This is a genomic window from Nocardia nova NBRC 15556 (assembly GCF_001613005.1).
GTDB lineage: Bacteria > Actinomycetota > Actinomycetes > Mycobacteriales > Mycobacteriaceae > Nocardia > Nocardia nova.
In genome coordinates, this window is the sequence record NZ_BDBN01000003.1 from 1 (window position 1) to 15,477 (window position 15,477).

The following is a 15,477-nucleotide window of genomic DNA, read 5'->3' on the forward strand; positions in this document are numbered from 1 at the left end:
CCGCGCACGGCCGCCGCGAGCTCGGACCGTGCCGGCTGGGCCGCCGACTCGTCGCGCAGCCACGCGCCGAGCGCCGCCACCGAATCACGCACCTGAGCAGGGTCCACAGCCGAACGTCGCGCCATTCCACCGAGCGTAGCGAGCCGAACGGACTCAGCGGTGCGATACACCCCGGCCGATGCGCCGGTCACGCAGCGCCACCGCTACTCGCGGCGCCAGCGCGCCACCGGCATTCAGGGCGAGGTGAACGAGCGCCGGTGCCGTCGCACTGCCCGTGCGGCGACGCAGCCAGGAGAAGAGCAGCCCGCCCGCGGCGGTGAAGGCGACAGTGGCTGGGATGCTGTCACCCGCGGACCGTGCCGGATGAATGTGCCACAGGCCGAAAACCACTGCGCCGCCATACGTCCGCACGTACCCCGCGTCGTCGAAGAGCCGGTCCAGCGTCCCCCGGAAGATCAGCTCCTCGCTGTAGACGGTGCCCACCGGAATGTGGATGCCGACCCATTCGGCCGTACTCACCTCCGGCTCGCGCTCGGCGAACTCCGCCATTCGATCCCGGATCCCCGGTACGGCGAGCCCGACACCGTAAGCAGTACCGATCGCACCGAATGCCGCTGCGCCCCAAGCCCAACCGCGTCGAGAAAGCCACTCCGGCCGGCCGTCGAATACCGCGGCATACCCGGTCGCGAACGCGGCGTCGGCGACCGTGCGACCCCGTATGCCCGACCCCAGCCTCGGCAGCACGAGATTGCTCCACATCAGGGCGATGCACGACGCCGATAGGGTGCGCGCCACGCTTCGGATGTTCACCGACCCGCACCTCGCCAGTGCGCGTTCCAGACGTAGCGCGAGGTTTTCGTCACTGTGCTCATTTCACCGCGCGTTCGAACGCTTCCGACAGTTCCAGCTGCGTCCGGATGTTCTCCTGCAGTTGCGGATTCCAGTCCGGAGGCGGCAGTACCGCGGCCCAGCCGTCGAGGACGAGGGTGCCGTAGTTGTGGCCGTGCCCGTCGCTGACCCCTTGGGCATTGGTCAGATCGGCGGCGACCTGCCAGAAGGTGACCAGCGGCCACCAGCGCATCTGCGTGGACACGTCGGAGCCACGCGGCTCGGAGAGCCAATCCGGTTGGGAGAAAATCAGATCCGGTGACCACCAGACGATGGGGTCGGAGGGATGCTGCAGGTAGGCGATGCGCGGACGCCGCCATTCCGGTGACGGTTTCGTCAGATCCGCTGCGGTGGAAGCGAATCGGACCACGAGACCGTCGGCGTAGATCGGTTCCACCTCGCGGGTGCCGGGGTCGCGACGCTCGACGAACTGTTTCCACAGCCGATTGGAATTCGGCGGGCCCACCCAGAGCGCGCCGTCGACCTTGGCGCGCAGATCGGCCAGGCCGTCGAAGGCCGCCTCCGAGCCCTGCGAACCCAGGCTTTCCCCGTACACCAGCAGCTTCGGCCTCGACTGCGCCGGTCGCGCCGACCAGGCGGCGTAGACCGCGTCGAACATCTTCTTCCCCGCCACCGCGACCTTCTGCCGGTCCGCGAGGAACGACAGCACACTCGGCAGATACGAGTACTGCGAGGCGAGGATCGCGGTGTCACCGCCGTACATGTATTCGAGCGCGCCCGCGGTCGTGGAATTCACCCATCCGGTTCCGGTGGTGGTGACGATCACCAGCACCTTGCGGTCGAAGGCGTGCGCGCGTTCGAGTTCGGCGACCGCGAGCTGTTCCTGGGTCTGTCCCTCGGCCGCCGATCCGAGACCGACGTAGACCCGAACCGGTTCGCGCGCGGGCTTTCCCGTCACCGCGGCGATGCGGAAGGCATCGGGTCCGTGCGAGACGAACCACCGGCCCTCCGACCCGAGCGTGTCCCATTTGGCCAGGGACGCGGGGCTGCCGGAGCGCTCGGGTTCGGTCGGCTGCACGGCGTACGGCGTCATCTTGTCGTTGCGCACGCTGAACGCCGAGTTGGCGACGGTGAAGAAGGCCTCCGACAACACACCGTTGAACAGCAGCACCGCCACCACGGCCAGCACGATCGCGCCGACGCTCGGGGCCAGTTGCGGCGGCACCCGCACCCAGCGGCTGAGCAGACGGGCGAAGAACCGCACGATCCACCGCACCGTCCGGTAGATCGCCACCACCAGCGCGGCCACCGCGACGCTGAGCCCACCGGTGCGCAGATAGGCGGCGCGCGTGGTGCCTTCCATATCCATCAGGCCGTAGATCTGCCGTTGCCAGTCGGCGGAGAGGACGAGCATGTAGATCGCGGTCAGCAGGCAGATCGTCAGGATCGTCACCTTCACCGCATAGCGAATCCGCAGCGACGGTGCGCGAAAACGCAAGCGCGGCCGGATCAGTCTGCGAAAGCCCCACTCCAGCAGACAGCCCACGCCGTAACCGATGGCGGCGTTCAGACCACTGATCAGACCTTGGAACAACCAGTCGCGCGGCAGCAGTGACGGCGTCACCGACCAGGCGAAAAACACTGTCGCGGTGACCAGGCCGACGTAGTTGAGGGCGATGATGTCGTCCTCGAGCCGGCGCAGCAGCCGCAGGCCTCGCCGATAGACCACAACGCCGCGCGTACGCAGCGTTGTGAGAGTCTCGGCGGTATCGAGCACCCGTCAAGTATGGCGGTCGGCGTGCCGAAATCGGGGACCTCGCCACGTGAGGCAAACAACGCCTACAGCGGGAATTACCCGGGGTACTCGAGTAGTTCTACGCACGTTCCCCGCGGCCCGGGACCGCAGACTCGACGATATGAGCACTCCCACCCAGCCGAAGAGCAGCCCCGCCTTCCTGGCCCAGGCCGCGATCGCCTTCGGCGTCAGTTTCGTCGCCGCCACCGTGGGCATCGTCTATCTGCCGCTGGATATCTGGCAGCGCGGATTCCTGTTGATGACAACGCTGTTCATGGTCTCGAGCGCCTTCACCCTTGCCAAGGTGATCCGCGACCAGTTCGAGTCCGCGCGCGTCCATCAGCGCATCGACGAGGCCCGCGTGGAAAAGCTGATGGCCGAACACGATCCGTTCCGGGTGTGAGCGGACCGCAGCGCTCCGGGTGCGGCCGCGGTCCGCCTCGGCTCACTCCGCGGTGGCGCCGAACAGCGCGGGCAGCGTGCCCTCGTGGGCGGTGCGCAGTTCGTCCATCGTGATCGAGAACTGGCCCTGCACCTCGACCGAGTCCGAGCCCTGATCCACCACGCCGATGCGCACCCACGGCAGTTCGCGCGCGGTGCACATCTTGGTGAAACGCGTTTCCTCCGACCGCGGGACCGCGACCAGGACGCGTCCGGCCGATTCCGAGAACAGCGTGACGAACGGATCGTCCCCCTCGGGCAGCAGGATGCGCACACCGGTTTCACCGGCCAGCGCTCCTTCGACCACCGCCTGGGCCAGGCCGCCCTCGCTGAGATCGTGTGCGGCGCTGATCATTCCGTCGCGCGAGCCGGCGGTCAGCACCTCGGCGAGCAACTGCTCGCGGGCGAAGTCCACCCGCGGCGGCACACCGCCCAGGTGATCGTGCTCGACCTGCGACCAGATTGATCCGTCGAATTCGTCACGGGTCTCGCCGAGCAGGATCAGCGTCTCTCCGGGCTCGGTACCGAATCCGGTCGGGATGCGCCGGTGCACATCGTCGATGACGCCGAGCACGCCGACCACCGGGGTCGGCAGGATCGCGGTCTGCCCGGTCTGGTTGTAGAAGCTGACGTTACCGCCGGTGACCGGAATGCCCAGGGCCACACAGCCGTCCGCGAGGCCGCGCACGGCCTGCTGGAACTGCCACATCACGCCCGGATCCTCGGGGGAACCGAAGTTGAGGCAGTTGGTGACGGCCTTGGGCGTCGCGCCGGTGCTGGCGACGTTGCGGTAGGCCTCGGCCAGCGCCAGCTGCGCGCCGGTGTAGGGGTCGAGTTTGGTGTAGCGGCCCGAGGCGTCGGTGGCCAGGGCGATGCCGCGGCCGGACTCCTCGTCGATGCGGATCACGCCCGCGTCGGCATGTTCGGCCAGCACCGTGTTGCCGCGCACGTAGCGGTCGTACTGCTCGACGATCCACTTGCGGCTGCACAGCTGTGGGCTGGAGATCATCTTCAGCAGCGTGGCCCGCAGCTCGTCACCGGACTTCGGCCGGGCCAGCCCGGCGGCGGTGTCGGCGACCAGCGCGTCCTGCTCCTCGGGACGCCGCACGGGCCGCTCGTAGACGGGGCCTTCGTGCGCGACGGTGCGCGGCGGCACGTCCACCACGGTTTCGCCGTGCCACTTCACCACCAGGCGGTCGCCGTCGGTGACCTCGCCGATCACGGTGGCCAGCACATCCCACTTGTGGCAGACGGCCATGAACGCCTCGACGTTGTCGGGCGTCACCACCGCGCACATGCGTTCCTGCGATTCGCTCGAAAGCACTTCCGCCGGTGTCATATTCGCCGCGCGCAGCGGCACCTTGTCCAGGTCGATGCGCATTCCGCCGTCGCCGGCCGCCGCCAATTCCGATGTCGCACAGGACAGTCCGGCACCGCCGAGGTCCTGGATGCCGACCACCAGTCCGGCGTGGTACAGCTCGAGACAGCACTCGATGAGCACCTTCTCGGCGAACGGGTCGCCCACCTGCACGCTGGGCAGTTTCTTACGGCCGGAACCGGATTCGTCACCCGAGAAGGTGTCCGAGGCCAGCACCGACACGCCGCCGATACCGTCCAGCCCGGTCCGCGCGCCGAACAGCACGATCTTGTTGCCGGTTCCGGAGGCGAAGGCCAGGTGCAGGTCCTCCACCCGCATCACGCCCGCGCACAGCGCGTTCACCAGCGGATTGCCCTGATAGGAGGCGTCGAAGACGGTTTCGCCGCCGACGTTGGGCAGGCCGAGGGAGTTGCCGTAGCCGCCGACACCGCGCACCACGCCGTCGACCACTCGCCGGGTGTCGGGATGGTCGGCCGCGCCGAAGCGCAACTGGTCCATCACCGCGATCGGCCGCGCGCCCATCGCCATGATGTCGCGCACGATGCCGCCGACGCCGGTGGCCGCGCCCTGGTACGGCTCGACGTAGGAGGGATGGTTGTGGCTTTCCACCTTGAAGGTGACCGCCCAGCCGTCGCCGATGTCCACCACGCCCGCGTTCTCGCCGATACCGGCCAGCATGGATGCGCGCATCTCGTCGGTGGTGGTCTGGCCGAAGTAGCGCAGGTGCACCTTCGAGGATTTGTAGGAGCAGTGTTCGCTCCACATCACCGAGTACATCGCCAGCTCGGCATCGGTGGGGCGGCGGCCCAGAATGTCGCGGATGCGCGCGTATTCGTCGTCCTTGAGACCCAGCTCCTTGTACGGCTGCGGGGTATCCGGGGTGGCTGCGGCGGCGCTGACGGTGTCGACGTGGACAGTCACGGTGGGCTACCTAGGTCCTTTCGGCCGGGCAAACGTGCAGCTACGAGCTCCGACGCTGGAGTGAGAGACGGAATGCACGCGGATGGGGAATCCAGGCCAGTCTAATGGAGGGCAAACCCAGCCCGACCAGGCAGCACCTGTTCACCGGTACGCTGAGCCGGTGAACGATCGATCCAGGGTCGCAGATCCGGACGAACTGCCCGCGACCACGTCGTCCGCGCGGTCCACCGGGGGGCTGACGACTCGGCAGCGACGGCTACTCCTGATCGCGATCGCCCTGTTCGTCGTCTCGGCGATCGTCTCCTGGGCCGCCCACATCTGGACCGGCTACATCGATCTCCAGGTCTACCGCAACGGCGCCCGCACGTGGCTCGACGGCGGCGACCTGTACGGGCCGATGCCCAAGGTCTACGGCATCGGGCTGCCGTTCACCTATCCGCCGCTGGCCGCACTGTTCTTCGCGCCGCTCGCGCTGATGCCGCTCGCCGTCGCCCAATGGCTGGTGCTGCTCACCTCGATGGCGAGTCTCGCGGTCACGTTGTGGCTGGTGCTGGTCCGGATCCGGCCGGAGATGGACCGGTCCACCCGGGTGATCCTGCTGATCGGGGCGCTGGCCGTGCTCGGCCTGTCCGAGCCGGTGCGCCAGACCTACAACTTCGGCCAGATCAATCTGATCCTGATGGCGGCCGTCGCGCTGGACGCACTGGTCCGCAAGCCGTTCTGGCCCCGCGGCATGCTGATCGGAATCACGGTGGCGGTGAAGCTGATTCCGGCCGGCTACCTGCTCTACTTCCTGCTGCGCCGGGACTGGCGCGCGTGCCTCACCCTCATCGGCTCGGCGATCGGCGCGATCGCGCTGGCATACCTGCTGTTCCCGCACGATTCCACCGAATACTGGTTCCACACGCTGATCGATACCGGTCGCATCGGGCCGCCGCAGTACGCGGGCAACCAGTCGCTCAAGGGGTTCGCATTCCGCCTGGGCGTCTCCGACGGCGCCGCGACGGCTGTCTGGATCGGGCTGTCGCTCATCGCGATCGGACTCGCCGCCCTGTGGATGAAACGGCTGCTCGACGCCGGTCACCAGGTGTCGGCGCTGCTGGTGAACTCGGCGGCGGTCCTGCTGGTCTCGCCGGTCTCGTGGTCGCACCACTGGGTGTGGGTCGCCCCCGCCCTGCTGGTCGCGGGCGACCTGATCGCCCGGATGCCGGCCGCGGACGCCCCGGATACGCCGGGACGCGCGGCTCGGCGGCGGCGGATGTGGATCGCGATCACCGCCGCGATCACCGTGCTGTTCATGGTCGGGCCGCAGTGGGTGCTGCCACACAACGCCGACCGCGAACTCCGCTGGGCGTGGTGGCAGCAGATCATCGGCAGCAGCTATGTGCTGGTGACCTTCGCCGCTCTGGTGATCGCGGCGATCGCCTACCGCCCGAGCGGTGTGAGGAACGCCGCGAGCGCCGCCGAATAGGAGGCCACGTCCGCGGCGCCCATCAGTTCGCGCGCCGAATGCATCGCCAGCTGTGGTGCGCCCACGTCGACGGTCGGCATGCCGGTGCGCGCCGCGGTCATCGGGCCGATGGTGGAACCGCACGGCAGATCCGCGCGATGCACGTACCGCTGCAGTGGCACCCCGGCCTGCGAACATGCCAAGGCGAAGGCTCCGGCACCGACCGCATCGGTGGCGTAGCGCAGATTCTGATTCACCTTCAGCACCGGGCCGCCGCCGACCTCGATGCGATGCGAGGGCTCGTGCCGGTCCGGATAGTTGGGGTGGGTGGCATGGGCCATATCACCGGAGGCACAGATCGAACCTGCCAGTGCCGCAAGGTAATCCGCGCGGCCACCGCCGCGGGCGAGCACGATTCGCTCCAGGATCGCGGGCAGCAGATCCGATTGGGCGCCGCGGTCGGATTGGCTGCCGACCTCCTCGTGATCGAACATCGCCAGCACCGGGGTGATGCCGCCGGCCCGGTCCGCGGCGGTCAGGAACGCCTGCAATCCGGCATAGCAGGTGGTCTGGTTGTCCAGCCGCGGCGCACTCACCAGATCCTGGTCGCGACCGACCACCCGGCTCGGTTCCAGGTCGTGGGTCATCAGTTCCCACCCGAGCACGTCGTCGGCGCGGACGCCGGCCTGCGCGGCGACGTAGGCGATGAACGAGCGCGGCCGCTCCCCCAATCCCCAGATGCCGTTGACGTGGCGTTGCGGATCCAGCGTCACCCCGCGCCGATCCTCGGACAGGTGGATGGCCAGTTGCGGCACCCGGACCAGCGGATCGTCGATGCGGACCAGCCGCTGGCCCAGTGCGTCGCCCTCGCGCACGGTGAGCCGGCCCGAGATGCCGAGATCACGGTCCAGCCAGGAATTGAGCCAGGCGCCGCCGTAGGGTTCCAGGCCGATCAACTGCCAGCCCGCGACGGCCAGATCGGGATGCTGTTTGACACGCAGATTCGGGCTGTCGGTGTGCGCGCCGACCACCCGGAACGCACCCGCCGGATCGGTGGTCGTCGCGGCCCAGGCGACCAGCGATCCGCCGCGGATCACGAAGTAGCGGCCCACGCCCCCGTTCGTCTCCGCCGCCTCGGCCCACGGCCGGGCCTCGGGCAGTTCGGTGAATCCGTGGGCCGTCAATTCGGCTGCCACCGTGCGGCATACGTGAAACGGGGACGGCGAGGCATCGACGAAGGCGCACAGCCCGGAGGCCGTCGCGGTGGTGGAGACCGACATACCGGCGATCCTATCGGCTGCCGGAATTGCCGGATTATCGCCGAGTCGGCGGCCGCGTTCCGAACCGGATCAATCCGACTGGGTCTCGACCATCAACTCGAGCAGCCGCAGCAATTCCGCGTGATTTCGCGCGCCGATTCGTTTACGCAATTCCTCTTCGGCGAGCGACTCCTGCTCGCGCACCGAATCCACGAGATCCTTGCCGCGATGGGTCAAACCGATGAGAATGCGGCGGCGGTCGTCCTCGGCCGCAATTCGAAAGATCAGGCCGCGTTCGGCCAGGGCGTCGGCGTGGCGGGTGGCCGACGAGGGCGGTAGCTGGGCACGAACCGCCAGCTCGCTCATGGTGATGCCGGAGCGGTCGGACAGATTCGACAGCATGGCCCACTGGTCGGCGGTCAGCTGCCTGGCACACAGTGCCGCGTCGAGGTGGCGGAGCCAACCGCGTTCCGCAGCTCGCAGCGCCCCGTGCAGCGTGGCGACGCCACTTACAATGGTCGACATATTTTCCGCCCCATCATTTCGCTCGGATACGAAGAAGGGTACCGAATGTTCTCCTTCGGCGAGAGCCCGGACGAAGTGGTCGAGGTCCTGAATATCGTCCCCCTGCAGGGCCCCGTCGGAATTGTCGCGCCGTCCTGTGAAGCGGCGATTTCCTTGGCTGCGAAAGAAATCAACAGCGGCACAGGAATTCTGGGCCGGCAGGTACGGGTGACGACCATCGACGGCGGCCGCAGTCCGGCCGAAGTGGCCGACGAGGTCTCGGCGCTGCTGGCCACCGGAATGGTCGACGCCATCACCGGCTGGCACATCTCGGCGGTCCGCCAGGCGGTTGCCCGGGTCACGGGCGGGCGGGTTCCGTACCTGTTCGCCAACGTCTACGAGGAGCTGCCGAACGAACCGGCCGAGGTGGTGATGATCGGCGAGGCGCCCAGCGGCCACATCCTGCCGGCCATGCGGTGGTTGTCCCGGGAATTCGGCACCCGCCACTGGGCGATCATCGGCAACGACTACATCTGGCCGGTGGCCACCGGCCGCGACGTCCGTGCCGCGTACCGCGACGCCGTCCACTACGAGCGCTATGTGCCGCTGGGGACCCGGGACTTCGGCTCGATCCTCACCGATCCGTGCCTGGACCGGGTCGACGGCATCGTGATGTTGCTGGTCGGGATGGACGCGGTCCGGTTCAACCAGCAGTTCACCGCGATGGGCCGGGCCGGGAGGCAACTGCGGGTCAGCCCGGTCGTCGACGAACAACTCCTGCTCGCCGCCGGCCCCGGCGCCAACACCGATCTCTATGTCGCCTCCAGTCTGTTCCCCGATGTGAACGCCGATCCCGACCGGCAGGCGCGCTATCACCGCATGCACGGCCGCTTCGCGCCGAAGCTCACCTACTTCGGCAACACTGCCTACGAGGCGCTGCATACGCTGCGGGCGATGGCCCATGCGGTCGGCTCCCTCGAGGTGCCGCGGATGCGGGCCGCGCTCGAGGACGGCGTGGTGCTGGAGACGCCGTCGGGAGCGCGGATGTACCGCGACAATCACGTGGTCCGCCCGCCCAGCCTGATCGCCCGGGCAGAGGGCGTGGACCTGCGGATACTGGACACCTTGTATTGACGCCGCGGTACCGGCACCTCGCGCGGCTCAGTCGAGCCCGAGCCCCTTGTGCGTGACTTCGGCCGAATCATTCGGTGGCGCAACGGTTTCCGGGCCCGGCGCGGCGAGCAACGGTCGCTCCGGGCCGAGCCCCTTGTCGACGGCGGCGGCCCGGACCGCATTCACGACGAACAGCAGCGCCGCCCGGCGTGCCGTATTGGTGCGATAAGCCAGCGAGACGGTCCGGGTGAGCCCCTCGCCGAGCCCGACGATATCCACGCCCGGCGGCCGCAGCGCCAGCCCCAGATCCGAGACCAGCGTGACACCCAGTCCGGCCGCGACCAGCGCCATCGCGGTCGACTGCTCCTCCACTTCGTGGTCGATGCGTGGTTCGACCCCGCCGGACTGGAAGGCCAGCCGGACCGCGTGACCGAAATGGGAGCGAGCGGGCGCGAGGATCCACGGATGTTCCGTCAGATCGGCCAGCGTCACCGTCGGCGCCGGCACCGCTCCGGCCGGCACCGCCGCGTAGAGCCGTTCGACCGCGATCACGGCACGTTCCAGACCGCGGTCCCAGGTCATCGGGTAATTCGAGTAGTCGAGGACGAACGACAGGTCGAGGGTCCCGTCGCGAACCGCGGCAGCCGTCGCCTCCGGTGCGAGTTCCCTGGTCCGCACCAGAATGCCCGGATGGGCGCGGGCGAGCGCGGTGAGCGCGTCGGGCAGCAGCCCCGAGGCGACCGAGGCCCACACTCCGGCGGTGAGTGTCGCCGACACCGACTCACCGGACTCCTCGAGCGCCTGGGTCGCCCGCTCCACCGAGGCGAGGATCTCCTCGGCGTGCTCGGCGAGCAGAACTCCGCGATCGGTGAGTTGCAGCCGGCGCCCGCGCCGCTCGAACAGCCGCAGCCCCACGTCGCGCTCCAACTGAGCCAGCTGTTGCGACACCGCCGAGGCGGTGTAGTGCAGCGCACCCGCGGCCGCGGTGATCGTGCCGCGCCGATGCAGCTCGCGCAGCATGCGCAGGCGAGGCAGCGACAAGTCCATGGCATCGAGCGTAAGCGCTGCGCGGAAACCGTACGCGCGGCCGGCAACGCTGTGCGGACCGCTGTGCAGAAACACTGAACACAGCCGTGAACGAACCGTAAATAGACGTGTGACCGGGCAGGACGCAGGCTGGTGACAGCGAATCACCAGCCGGGACGACGAGGTCCGGACGCCGATCGTCGTGCGACTCGTCGTTCCCCCGCGGATGGTGGTCGGCCATCCGAACGCGAAGGAGAGTTCGCCGTGACGACGATCCACAACCCGGCCGAAGACACCGCACCGACCGTCCCGCCGGTGCCCGCGACCGTTCCGGTCACCCCCGCGATCCGCCGCCCCGAGCCGTATATGCGGCTGCAGTGGACCGATTCGGATACCGGCGCCGTCGGCTATCTCGTCGTCCACACGCTGCGCGGCGGCCTGGCCACCGGCGGCACCCGCATGCGGGCCGGCTGCACGCTGAGCGAGGTGGAGGATCTGGCGCGCGGAATGGCCGCCAAGACCGCCACCTTCGACCTGCCGATCGGCGGCGCGAAGGGCGGCATCGACTTCGATCCGAAGGATCCGCGTGCCATCGAGGTGCTGGAGCGATTCTGCGAGGCCATGCGCCCGTGGATCGACGCGCACTGGGTGACCGCGGAGGACCTGGGGGTCCCGCAGCATCTGATCGACGAGGTCTTCGAGAAGCTGGGCCTGGGGCAGAGTTATCATGCCGCGATCCGCCGCGCCGCGGATCCGGCCGCCACCCTGGAACGGGTCCGCGACGGACTGAACGCGGCGGTCGAGGGCGGTTTCCTGCTGGGCGATGTGATCGGCGGTTACGGCGTCGCGCACGCGTGCCTCGCCACGGCCGTCTCGTGGGGCCGGATGCCGGCCGAGACCACGGTCGCGATTCAGGGAGTCGGCACGATGGGCGGCGCGGCGGCCTACTACCTGCACGAGGCGGGCATGCGCGTGACCATGGTGGCCGATGCCGCCGGCGCCCTGTACCGGGCGGGCGGACTCGATATCCCGGCTTTGCTGGAATTGCGCGACGACTACGGCGAGATCGACCGCTCCCGGTTGCCGGCGGATGTCGAGCAGCTGCCGCGCACCGCGGTGCTGTCCGCCGATGTCGACATCCTGGTACCGGCGGCCATTTCGTACGCGATCACGCCGGACAATTCCTTCGACGTGCGCGCCCGCGTCGTCGTCGAGGCGGCCAACGCCGCCACCACACCGGAGGCGGAGGCCATGCTCGCCGCCCGCGGTGTTCCGGTGCTGCCGGACTTCGTCGCCAATGCCGGTGCGGTCGCCTGGGCGTGGTGGCTGCTGCTCGGGGAGGTCGACGACGTGCCGGACAACTCCTTCGATCGCCTGCGCACCACCATGCACACCAAGGTCGCGCGGTTGCTGTCCGCCTGGACCGACCACGGCATCACACCGCGTGACACCGGCCGACGCTGGGCCGACGCCCCGGCGCCGATCATCGCCGCGGTCGTGATCCCCTGAGCGACAGGCCGCTCAGGCCGTGATGACGGCCGATCAGGCGGTGGTGACGAGGCTGTCGAGTACCGACAGGAAGATCCCCAGCCCGTCGTCACTCGGCCCGGTCAGCGGTTCGGTGGCGTGTTCGGGGTGCGGCATGAGACCGACGACGCGGCCGTTCGGTGAGGCGATGCCGGCGATATCGCGCTGCGAACCGTTGGGATTGCCGCCCACGTAGCGGAAGACCACCCGGCCCTCACCCTCGAGTTCGTCGAGCACGGCCTGTGAGGCCTGGTAGCGGCCCTCGGCGTTCTTCACCGGGACCAGGATCTGCGCACCCGCTTCGTAGCGCGAGGACCACGCGGTCGCGGTGGACTCCACCCGCAGCCACTGATCGCGGCAGACGAAGTGCAGGCCCTCGTTGCGGGTCAGCGCACCCGGCAGCAGTCCGGCCTCGCACAGCACCTGGAAGCCGTTGCAGATGCCAAGCACCGGCATACCCTTACCGGCGGCCTCGACGACCTTGCCCATCACGGGCGCGAACCGGGCGATGGCACCGGCGCGCAGATAGTCGCCGTAGGAGAATCCACCCGGCACCACCACCGCGTCGACACCCTTGAGGTCCGCGTCGGCGTGCCACAGGCTCACCGCTTCGGCGCCGGCCAACCGGACCGCGCGCGCCGCGTCGACGTCGTCGAGCGTGCCGGGGAAGGTGATGACACCGATTCGCGCAGAGCTGGTCACGGCAGCCGCACCACTTTCCAGTCCTCGATCACCGTGTTGGCGAGCAGGGCCTCGGCGATCTTCTCGAGCTCCGCATCGCTGACGCTGTCGTCGATGTCGAGTTCGAACCGCTTGCCCTGCCGCACATCCGACACACCCGGGAAACCCAGGCGTCCGAGCGCGCCGGCGATGGCCTGACCCTGCGGATCCAGGATCTCGGCCTTCGGCATCACCTCGACCACAACTCGTGCCACGCGTTGCTCCTCAAGCTGGTGGGGGATTACCACAACAGCTTAATCGGGGCTGCTCGCGGGCGCCCCGCCGGGCCGCGGCACCTGCGAGAGACGTCACAGCGCCTGTCGGCCGGCCTCCGCGTGGCCCTCCGTGGTTACGCAGGCTGCCGCGTCCGGGTCCCCGCTGCGGCCGGAGGCGATAGCGTGATCTCATGCGCATCGCCCACTTCGGTCATTCCTGCGTCCTCGTCGAATTGAACGGCGCGAAGATCCTGTTCGATCCGGGCACTTTCTCGCACGGATTCGAAGGCATCACGGGACTCGACGCGATCGCGATCACCCATCAGCACCCCGACCACATCGATCCGAACCGGATCGAGGCCCTGGTCGACGCGAATCCGAGCGCCCGTCTGCTCAGCGATCCGCAGACCGCACAGCAGCGCGGTGAACCGTGGCAGGCCGTGCACGCGGGCAATATCGTCACCATCGGCGATCTACAGATCACCGGTGGCGGCGGCAAGCACGCGGTGATCCATCCGGAGCTGCCGGTCGTCGACAACACCGTCTTCCAGCTCGGCAGCGCCGACGATCCGGCGCAGTTCGTCCACCCGGGCGATTCGCTGTGGGTGCCGCCGGTATCGGTCGGGGTGCTGGCGGTGCCCGCGGTCGCGCCGTGGATGAAGATCAGCGAAGCGGTGGACTATCTGCGCGCCGTGGCGCCGCGCACCGCCGTCCCGATCCACTACGGCATCATCGCGCCGGAGGCGCAGGGCATCTACTTCGGCCGCCTGTCCGAAATGCGCCCGGCCGATACCGAATTCGCGCTCATCGAGCCGGAGGACAACAAGACCTTCTAGCGGGCGCGCACCGCGAAGCCACGCCCTCACCGAGGAGCGCGCCCCTCACCGCGAATACGAGGACAGGAACAACGCCTCCGCCAGCGCCACGTGCTCGATCTCGCTGGGGTCGACACTTTCGTTCGGGGCGTGGATCAGGCATTTCGGCTCCTCGACGCCGAGCAGCATGATCTCGGCGTCGGGATAGGTCTCGGCGAAGACATTGCACAGCGGAATCGAGCCGCCCTGTCCCTGCATGGTGGCGGTGCGTCCGTACGCGGCGGCGAAGGCGTCCTCCATCGCCAACCGCGCCGGGCCGCCGGTACCGGATCGGAACGGCGCCCCGGTGCCCTCCGTCTCGACCCGGACGCGCGCATCCCACGGCGTATGCGATTCGATATGTGCGGTAAGGGCTTTCAGGGCCGGAGCCGGATCGACCCCGGGCGGGATCCGCAGATTCAACCGGGCCCGCGCGCTGGGCTGGACGGCTGCCGCCGACCCCACCACCGGCGGGACATCGATACCCAGCACGGTCAACGCCGGCCGAGCCCAGAGCATGTCCGAGATGGTGCCGCTGCCCAGCACCTGCACGCCGTCGAGGATGCCGGCATCGACCCGGAACTGCTCGACCGGATATTGCGCGCCGTCCCAGACCTGATCGGCCGGCAACCCGGCGACCGTCGTGTTCCCGTGTTCGTCCCGCAGCGTCGCGAGCAGCCGGATCAGCGCGGCGACGGCATCCGGGGCCGCCCCGCCGAACATGCCGGAATGCAATGGGCCGGACAGGGTTTCGACCGTGACGAGCACATTCACGTTTCCGCGCAGGGTCTGGGTGAAGGTCGGCAGGCCCGCCGCGAAGTTGCCGCAGTCACCGATCAGCAGCGCGTCGGCGCGCAGCAGGTCCGCGTGCTGCGGAACGAACTCCTCCAGACCGCCGGTGCCCTGTTCCTCCGAGCCCTCGCAGACCAGCGTGATGCCGACCGGATAACCCTTGTCTCCCGGCGTGTTCCGCAGTGCCCGCAGAGCGGTCAGGTGGACGACGATATTGCCCTTGCAGTCGGCCGCGCCGCGCCCGTACCACCGGCCGTCGCGTTCGGTGAGCTCCCACACCGGAGTCTCCCAGGCCGCCTCGTCCACCGGCGGCTGCACGTCGTAATGGCTGTACAGCAGCACCGTGGGGGCTCCGGCCGGAGCCGGGTACCGGGCCACGACCGCCTCGCTGCCGTCGGGCGTCTCGTGCAGGCCGACTTCGGTGAGACCGAGGTCGGCGAAGGCGTCGGCGACCCATCGCGCCGCCCGATGACATTCTTCCGGCGGAAACTGCCGCGCATCGGCCACGGACCGATACGAAACCAACTGGGCCAGATCGGCTTTCGCCTGCGGCATCAGCGTTCGCACCTGTTCGCGCAGGGCCGCCGTCCGAGAATCGTCGGTCATTCACCCAACCTAACCCTCTTTCCGGGA

The 15,477-nt window shown here is 68.9% G+C and carries 14 protein-coding genes; 5 read left to right on the forward strand and 9 right to left on the reverse strand.

Translation table 11 applies throughout. The features are described 5' to 3' along the window. Window positions 1-153: 153 nt before the first annotated feature. On the reverse strand, window positions 154-810 hold the full coding sequence (locus NN2_RS02185; protein WP_245658513.1) for a CPBP family intramembrane glutamic endopeptidase: 657 nt from the start codon (window positions 808-810) through the stop codon (window positions 154-156). 58 nt (window positions 811-868) lie between these two features. Then, window positions 869-2,626, reverse strand: a complete 1,758-nt coding sequence (locus tag NN2_RS02190) for an alpha/beta hydrolase (RefSeq protein ID WP_063009919.1) — start codon at window positions 2,624-2,626, stop codon at window positions 869-871. A gap of 139 nt (window positions 2,627-2,765) precedes the next feature. On the opposite strand from NN2_RS02190, the gene NN2_RS02195 reads away from it, so the two are divergent. Then, on the forward strand, window positions 2,766-3,047 hold the full coding sequence (locus tag NN2_RS02195) for a YiaA/YiaB family inner membrane protein (protein WP_063009921.1): 282 nt from the start codon (window positions 2,766-2,768) through the stop codon (window positions 3,045-3,047). Between the two features lie 42 nt (window positions 3,048-3,089). On the opposite strand, the gene purL is transcribed toward NN2_RS02195, so the two are convergent. Further along, window positions 3,090-5,384 (reverse strand): phosphoribosylformylglycinamidine synthase subunit PurL, encoded by a 2,295-nt coding sequence (gene purL, locus NN2_RS02200; RefSeq protein WP_063009923.1) that lies wholly within the window; start codon window positions 5,382-5,384, stop codon window positions 3,090-3,092. Window positions 5,385-5,544: 160 nt separating this feature from the next. Here purL and NN2_RS02205 point away from each other — a divergent pair, with 160 nt between their 5' ends. Beyond that, the gene (locus NN2_RS02205) at window positions 5,545-6,855 is read left to right on the forward strand and encodes a glycosyltransferase 87 family protein (RefSeq protein WP_227463204.1); all 1,311 of its coding nucleotides are present in this window, start codon (window positions 5,545-5,547) and stop codon (window positions 6,853-6,855) included. Here NN2_RS02205 and NN2_RS02210 read toward each other — a convergent pair. Both NN2_RS02210 and NN2_RS02215 read right to left on the reverse strand, forming a co-directional pair. Next, window positions 6,810-8,114: a M18 family aminopeptidase gene (locus NN2_RS02210; RefSeq protein WP_063009925.1), complete on the reverse strand. Its 1,305-nt coding sequence runs from the start codon at window positions 8,112-8,114 to the stop codon at window positions 6,810-6,812. The two genes, NN2_RS02205 and NN2_RS02210, sit on opposite strands and share 46 nt — an antisense overlap. 69 nt (window positions 8,115-8,183) lie before the next feature. Continuing rightward, on the reverse strand, window positions 8,184-8,618 hold the full coding sequence (locus NN2_RS02215; protein WP_030517419.1) for a MarR family winged helix-turn-helix transcriptional regulator: 435 nt from the start codon (window positions 8,616-8,618) through the stop codon (window positions 8,184-8,186). A 45-nt stretch (window positions 8,619-8,663) separates the two neighbouring features. Here NN2_RS02215 and NN2_RS02220 point away from each other — a divergent pair, with 45 nt between their 5' ends. Beyond that, window positions 8,664-9,731, forward strand: a complete 1,068-nt coding sequence (locus tag NN2_RS02220) for a substrate-binding domain-containing protein (RefSeq protein WP_063009927.1) — start codon at window positions 8,664-8,666, stop codon at window positions 9,729-9,731. Window positions 9,732-9,758: 27 nt separating this feature from the next. On the opposite strand, the gene NN2_RS02225 is transcribed toward NN2_RS02220, so the two are convergent. Further along, complete coding sequence (locus NN2_RS02225) at window positions 9,759-10,757, reverse strand: LysR family transcriptional regulator (RefSeq protein WP_063009929.1); 999 nt, start codon at window positions 10,755-10,757, stop codon at window positions 9,759-9,761. 243 nt (window positions 10,758-11,000) lie between these two features. Here NN2_RS02225 and NN2_RS02230 point away from each other — a divergent pair, with 243 nt between their 5' ends. Further along, a complete protein-coding gene (locus tag NN2_RS02230) occupies window positions 11,001-12,245 on the forward strand; it encodes a Glu/Leu/Phe/Val dehydrogenase dimerization domain-containing protein (protein WP_425437670.1) in 1,245 nt (414 codons plus the stop codon). Window positions 12,246-12,278: 33 nt separating this feature from the next. Here the strand turns inward: NN2_RS02230 and purQ are convergent, their stop codons facing one another. After that, complete coding sequence (gene purQ, locus NN2_RS02235) at window positions 12,279-12,965, reverse strand: phosphoribosylformylglycinamidine synthase subunit PurQ (RefSeq protein WP_062961978.1); 687 nt, start codon at window positions 12,963-12,965, stop codon at window positions 12,279-12,281. Next, the gene (purS, locus tag NN2_RS02240) at window positions 12,962-13,198 is read right to left on the reverse strand and encodes a phosphoribosylformylglycinamidine synthase subunit PurS (protein WP_030517414.1); all 237 of its coding nucleotides are present in this window, start codon (window positions 13,196-13,198) and stop codon (window positions 12,962-12,964) included. Before purS ends, purQ begins: the two co-directional genes overlap by 4 nt. Window positions 13,199-13,389: 191 nt before the next feature. On the opposite strand from purS, the gene NN2_RS02245 reads away from it, so the two are divergent. After that, the gene (locus NN2_RS02245) at window positions 13,390-14,034 is read left to right on the forward strand and encodes an MBL fold metallo-hydrolase (protein ID WP_063009931.1); all 645 of its coding nucleotides are present in this window, start codon (window positions 13,390-13,392) and stop codon (window positions 14,032-14,034) included. A gap of 45 nt (window positions 14,035-14,079) precedes the next feature. On the opposite strand, the gene NN2_RS02250 is transcribed toward NN2_RS02245, so the two are convergent. Further along, complete coding sequence (locus tag NN2_RS02250) at window positions 14,080-15,450, reverse strand: dipeptidase (RefSeq protein ID WP_063009933.1); 1,371 nt, start codon at window positions 15,448-15,450, stop codon at window positions 14,080-14,082. Window positions 15,451-15,477 lie beyond the last annotated feature (27 nt).

Excerpts from the sequence above, each read along its gene's own strand:
- NN2_RS02195 (WP_063009921.1), top strand. The coding sequence starts at position 2,766 with ATGAGCACTCCCACCCAGCCGAAGAGCAGCCCCGCCTTCCTGGCCCAG.
- NN2_RS02210 (WP_063009925.1), bottom strand. The coding sequence starts at position 8,114 with ATGTCGGTCTCCACCACCGCGACGGCCTCCGGGCTGTGCGCCTTCGTC.
- NN2_RS02215 (WP_030517419.1), bottom strand. The coding sequence starts at position 8,618 with ATGTCGACCATTGTAAGTGGCGTCGCCACGCTGCACGGGGCGCTGCGA.
- NN2_RS02220 (WP_063009927.1), top strand. The coding sequence starts at position 8,664 with ATGTTCTCCTTCGGCGAGAGCCCGGACGAAGTGGTCGAGGTCCTGAAT.
- NN2_RS02225 (WP_063009929.1), bottom strand. The coding sequence starts at position 10,757 with ATGGACTTGTCGCTGCCTCGCCTGCGCATGCTGCGCGAGCTGCATCGG.
- NN2_RS02245 (WP_063009931.1), top strand. The coding sequence starts at position 13,390 with ATGCGCATCGCCCACTTCGGTCATTCCTGCGTCCTCGTCGAATTGAAC.
- NN2_RS02250 (WP_063009933.1), bottom strand. The coding sequence starts at position 15,450 with ATGACCGACGATTCTCGGACGGCGGCCCTGCGCGAACAGGTGCGAACG.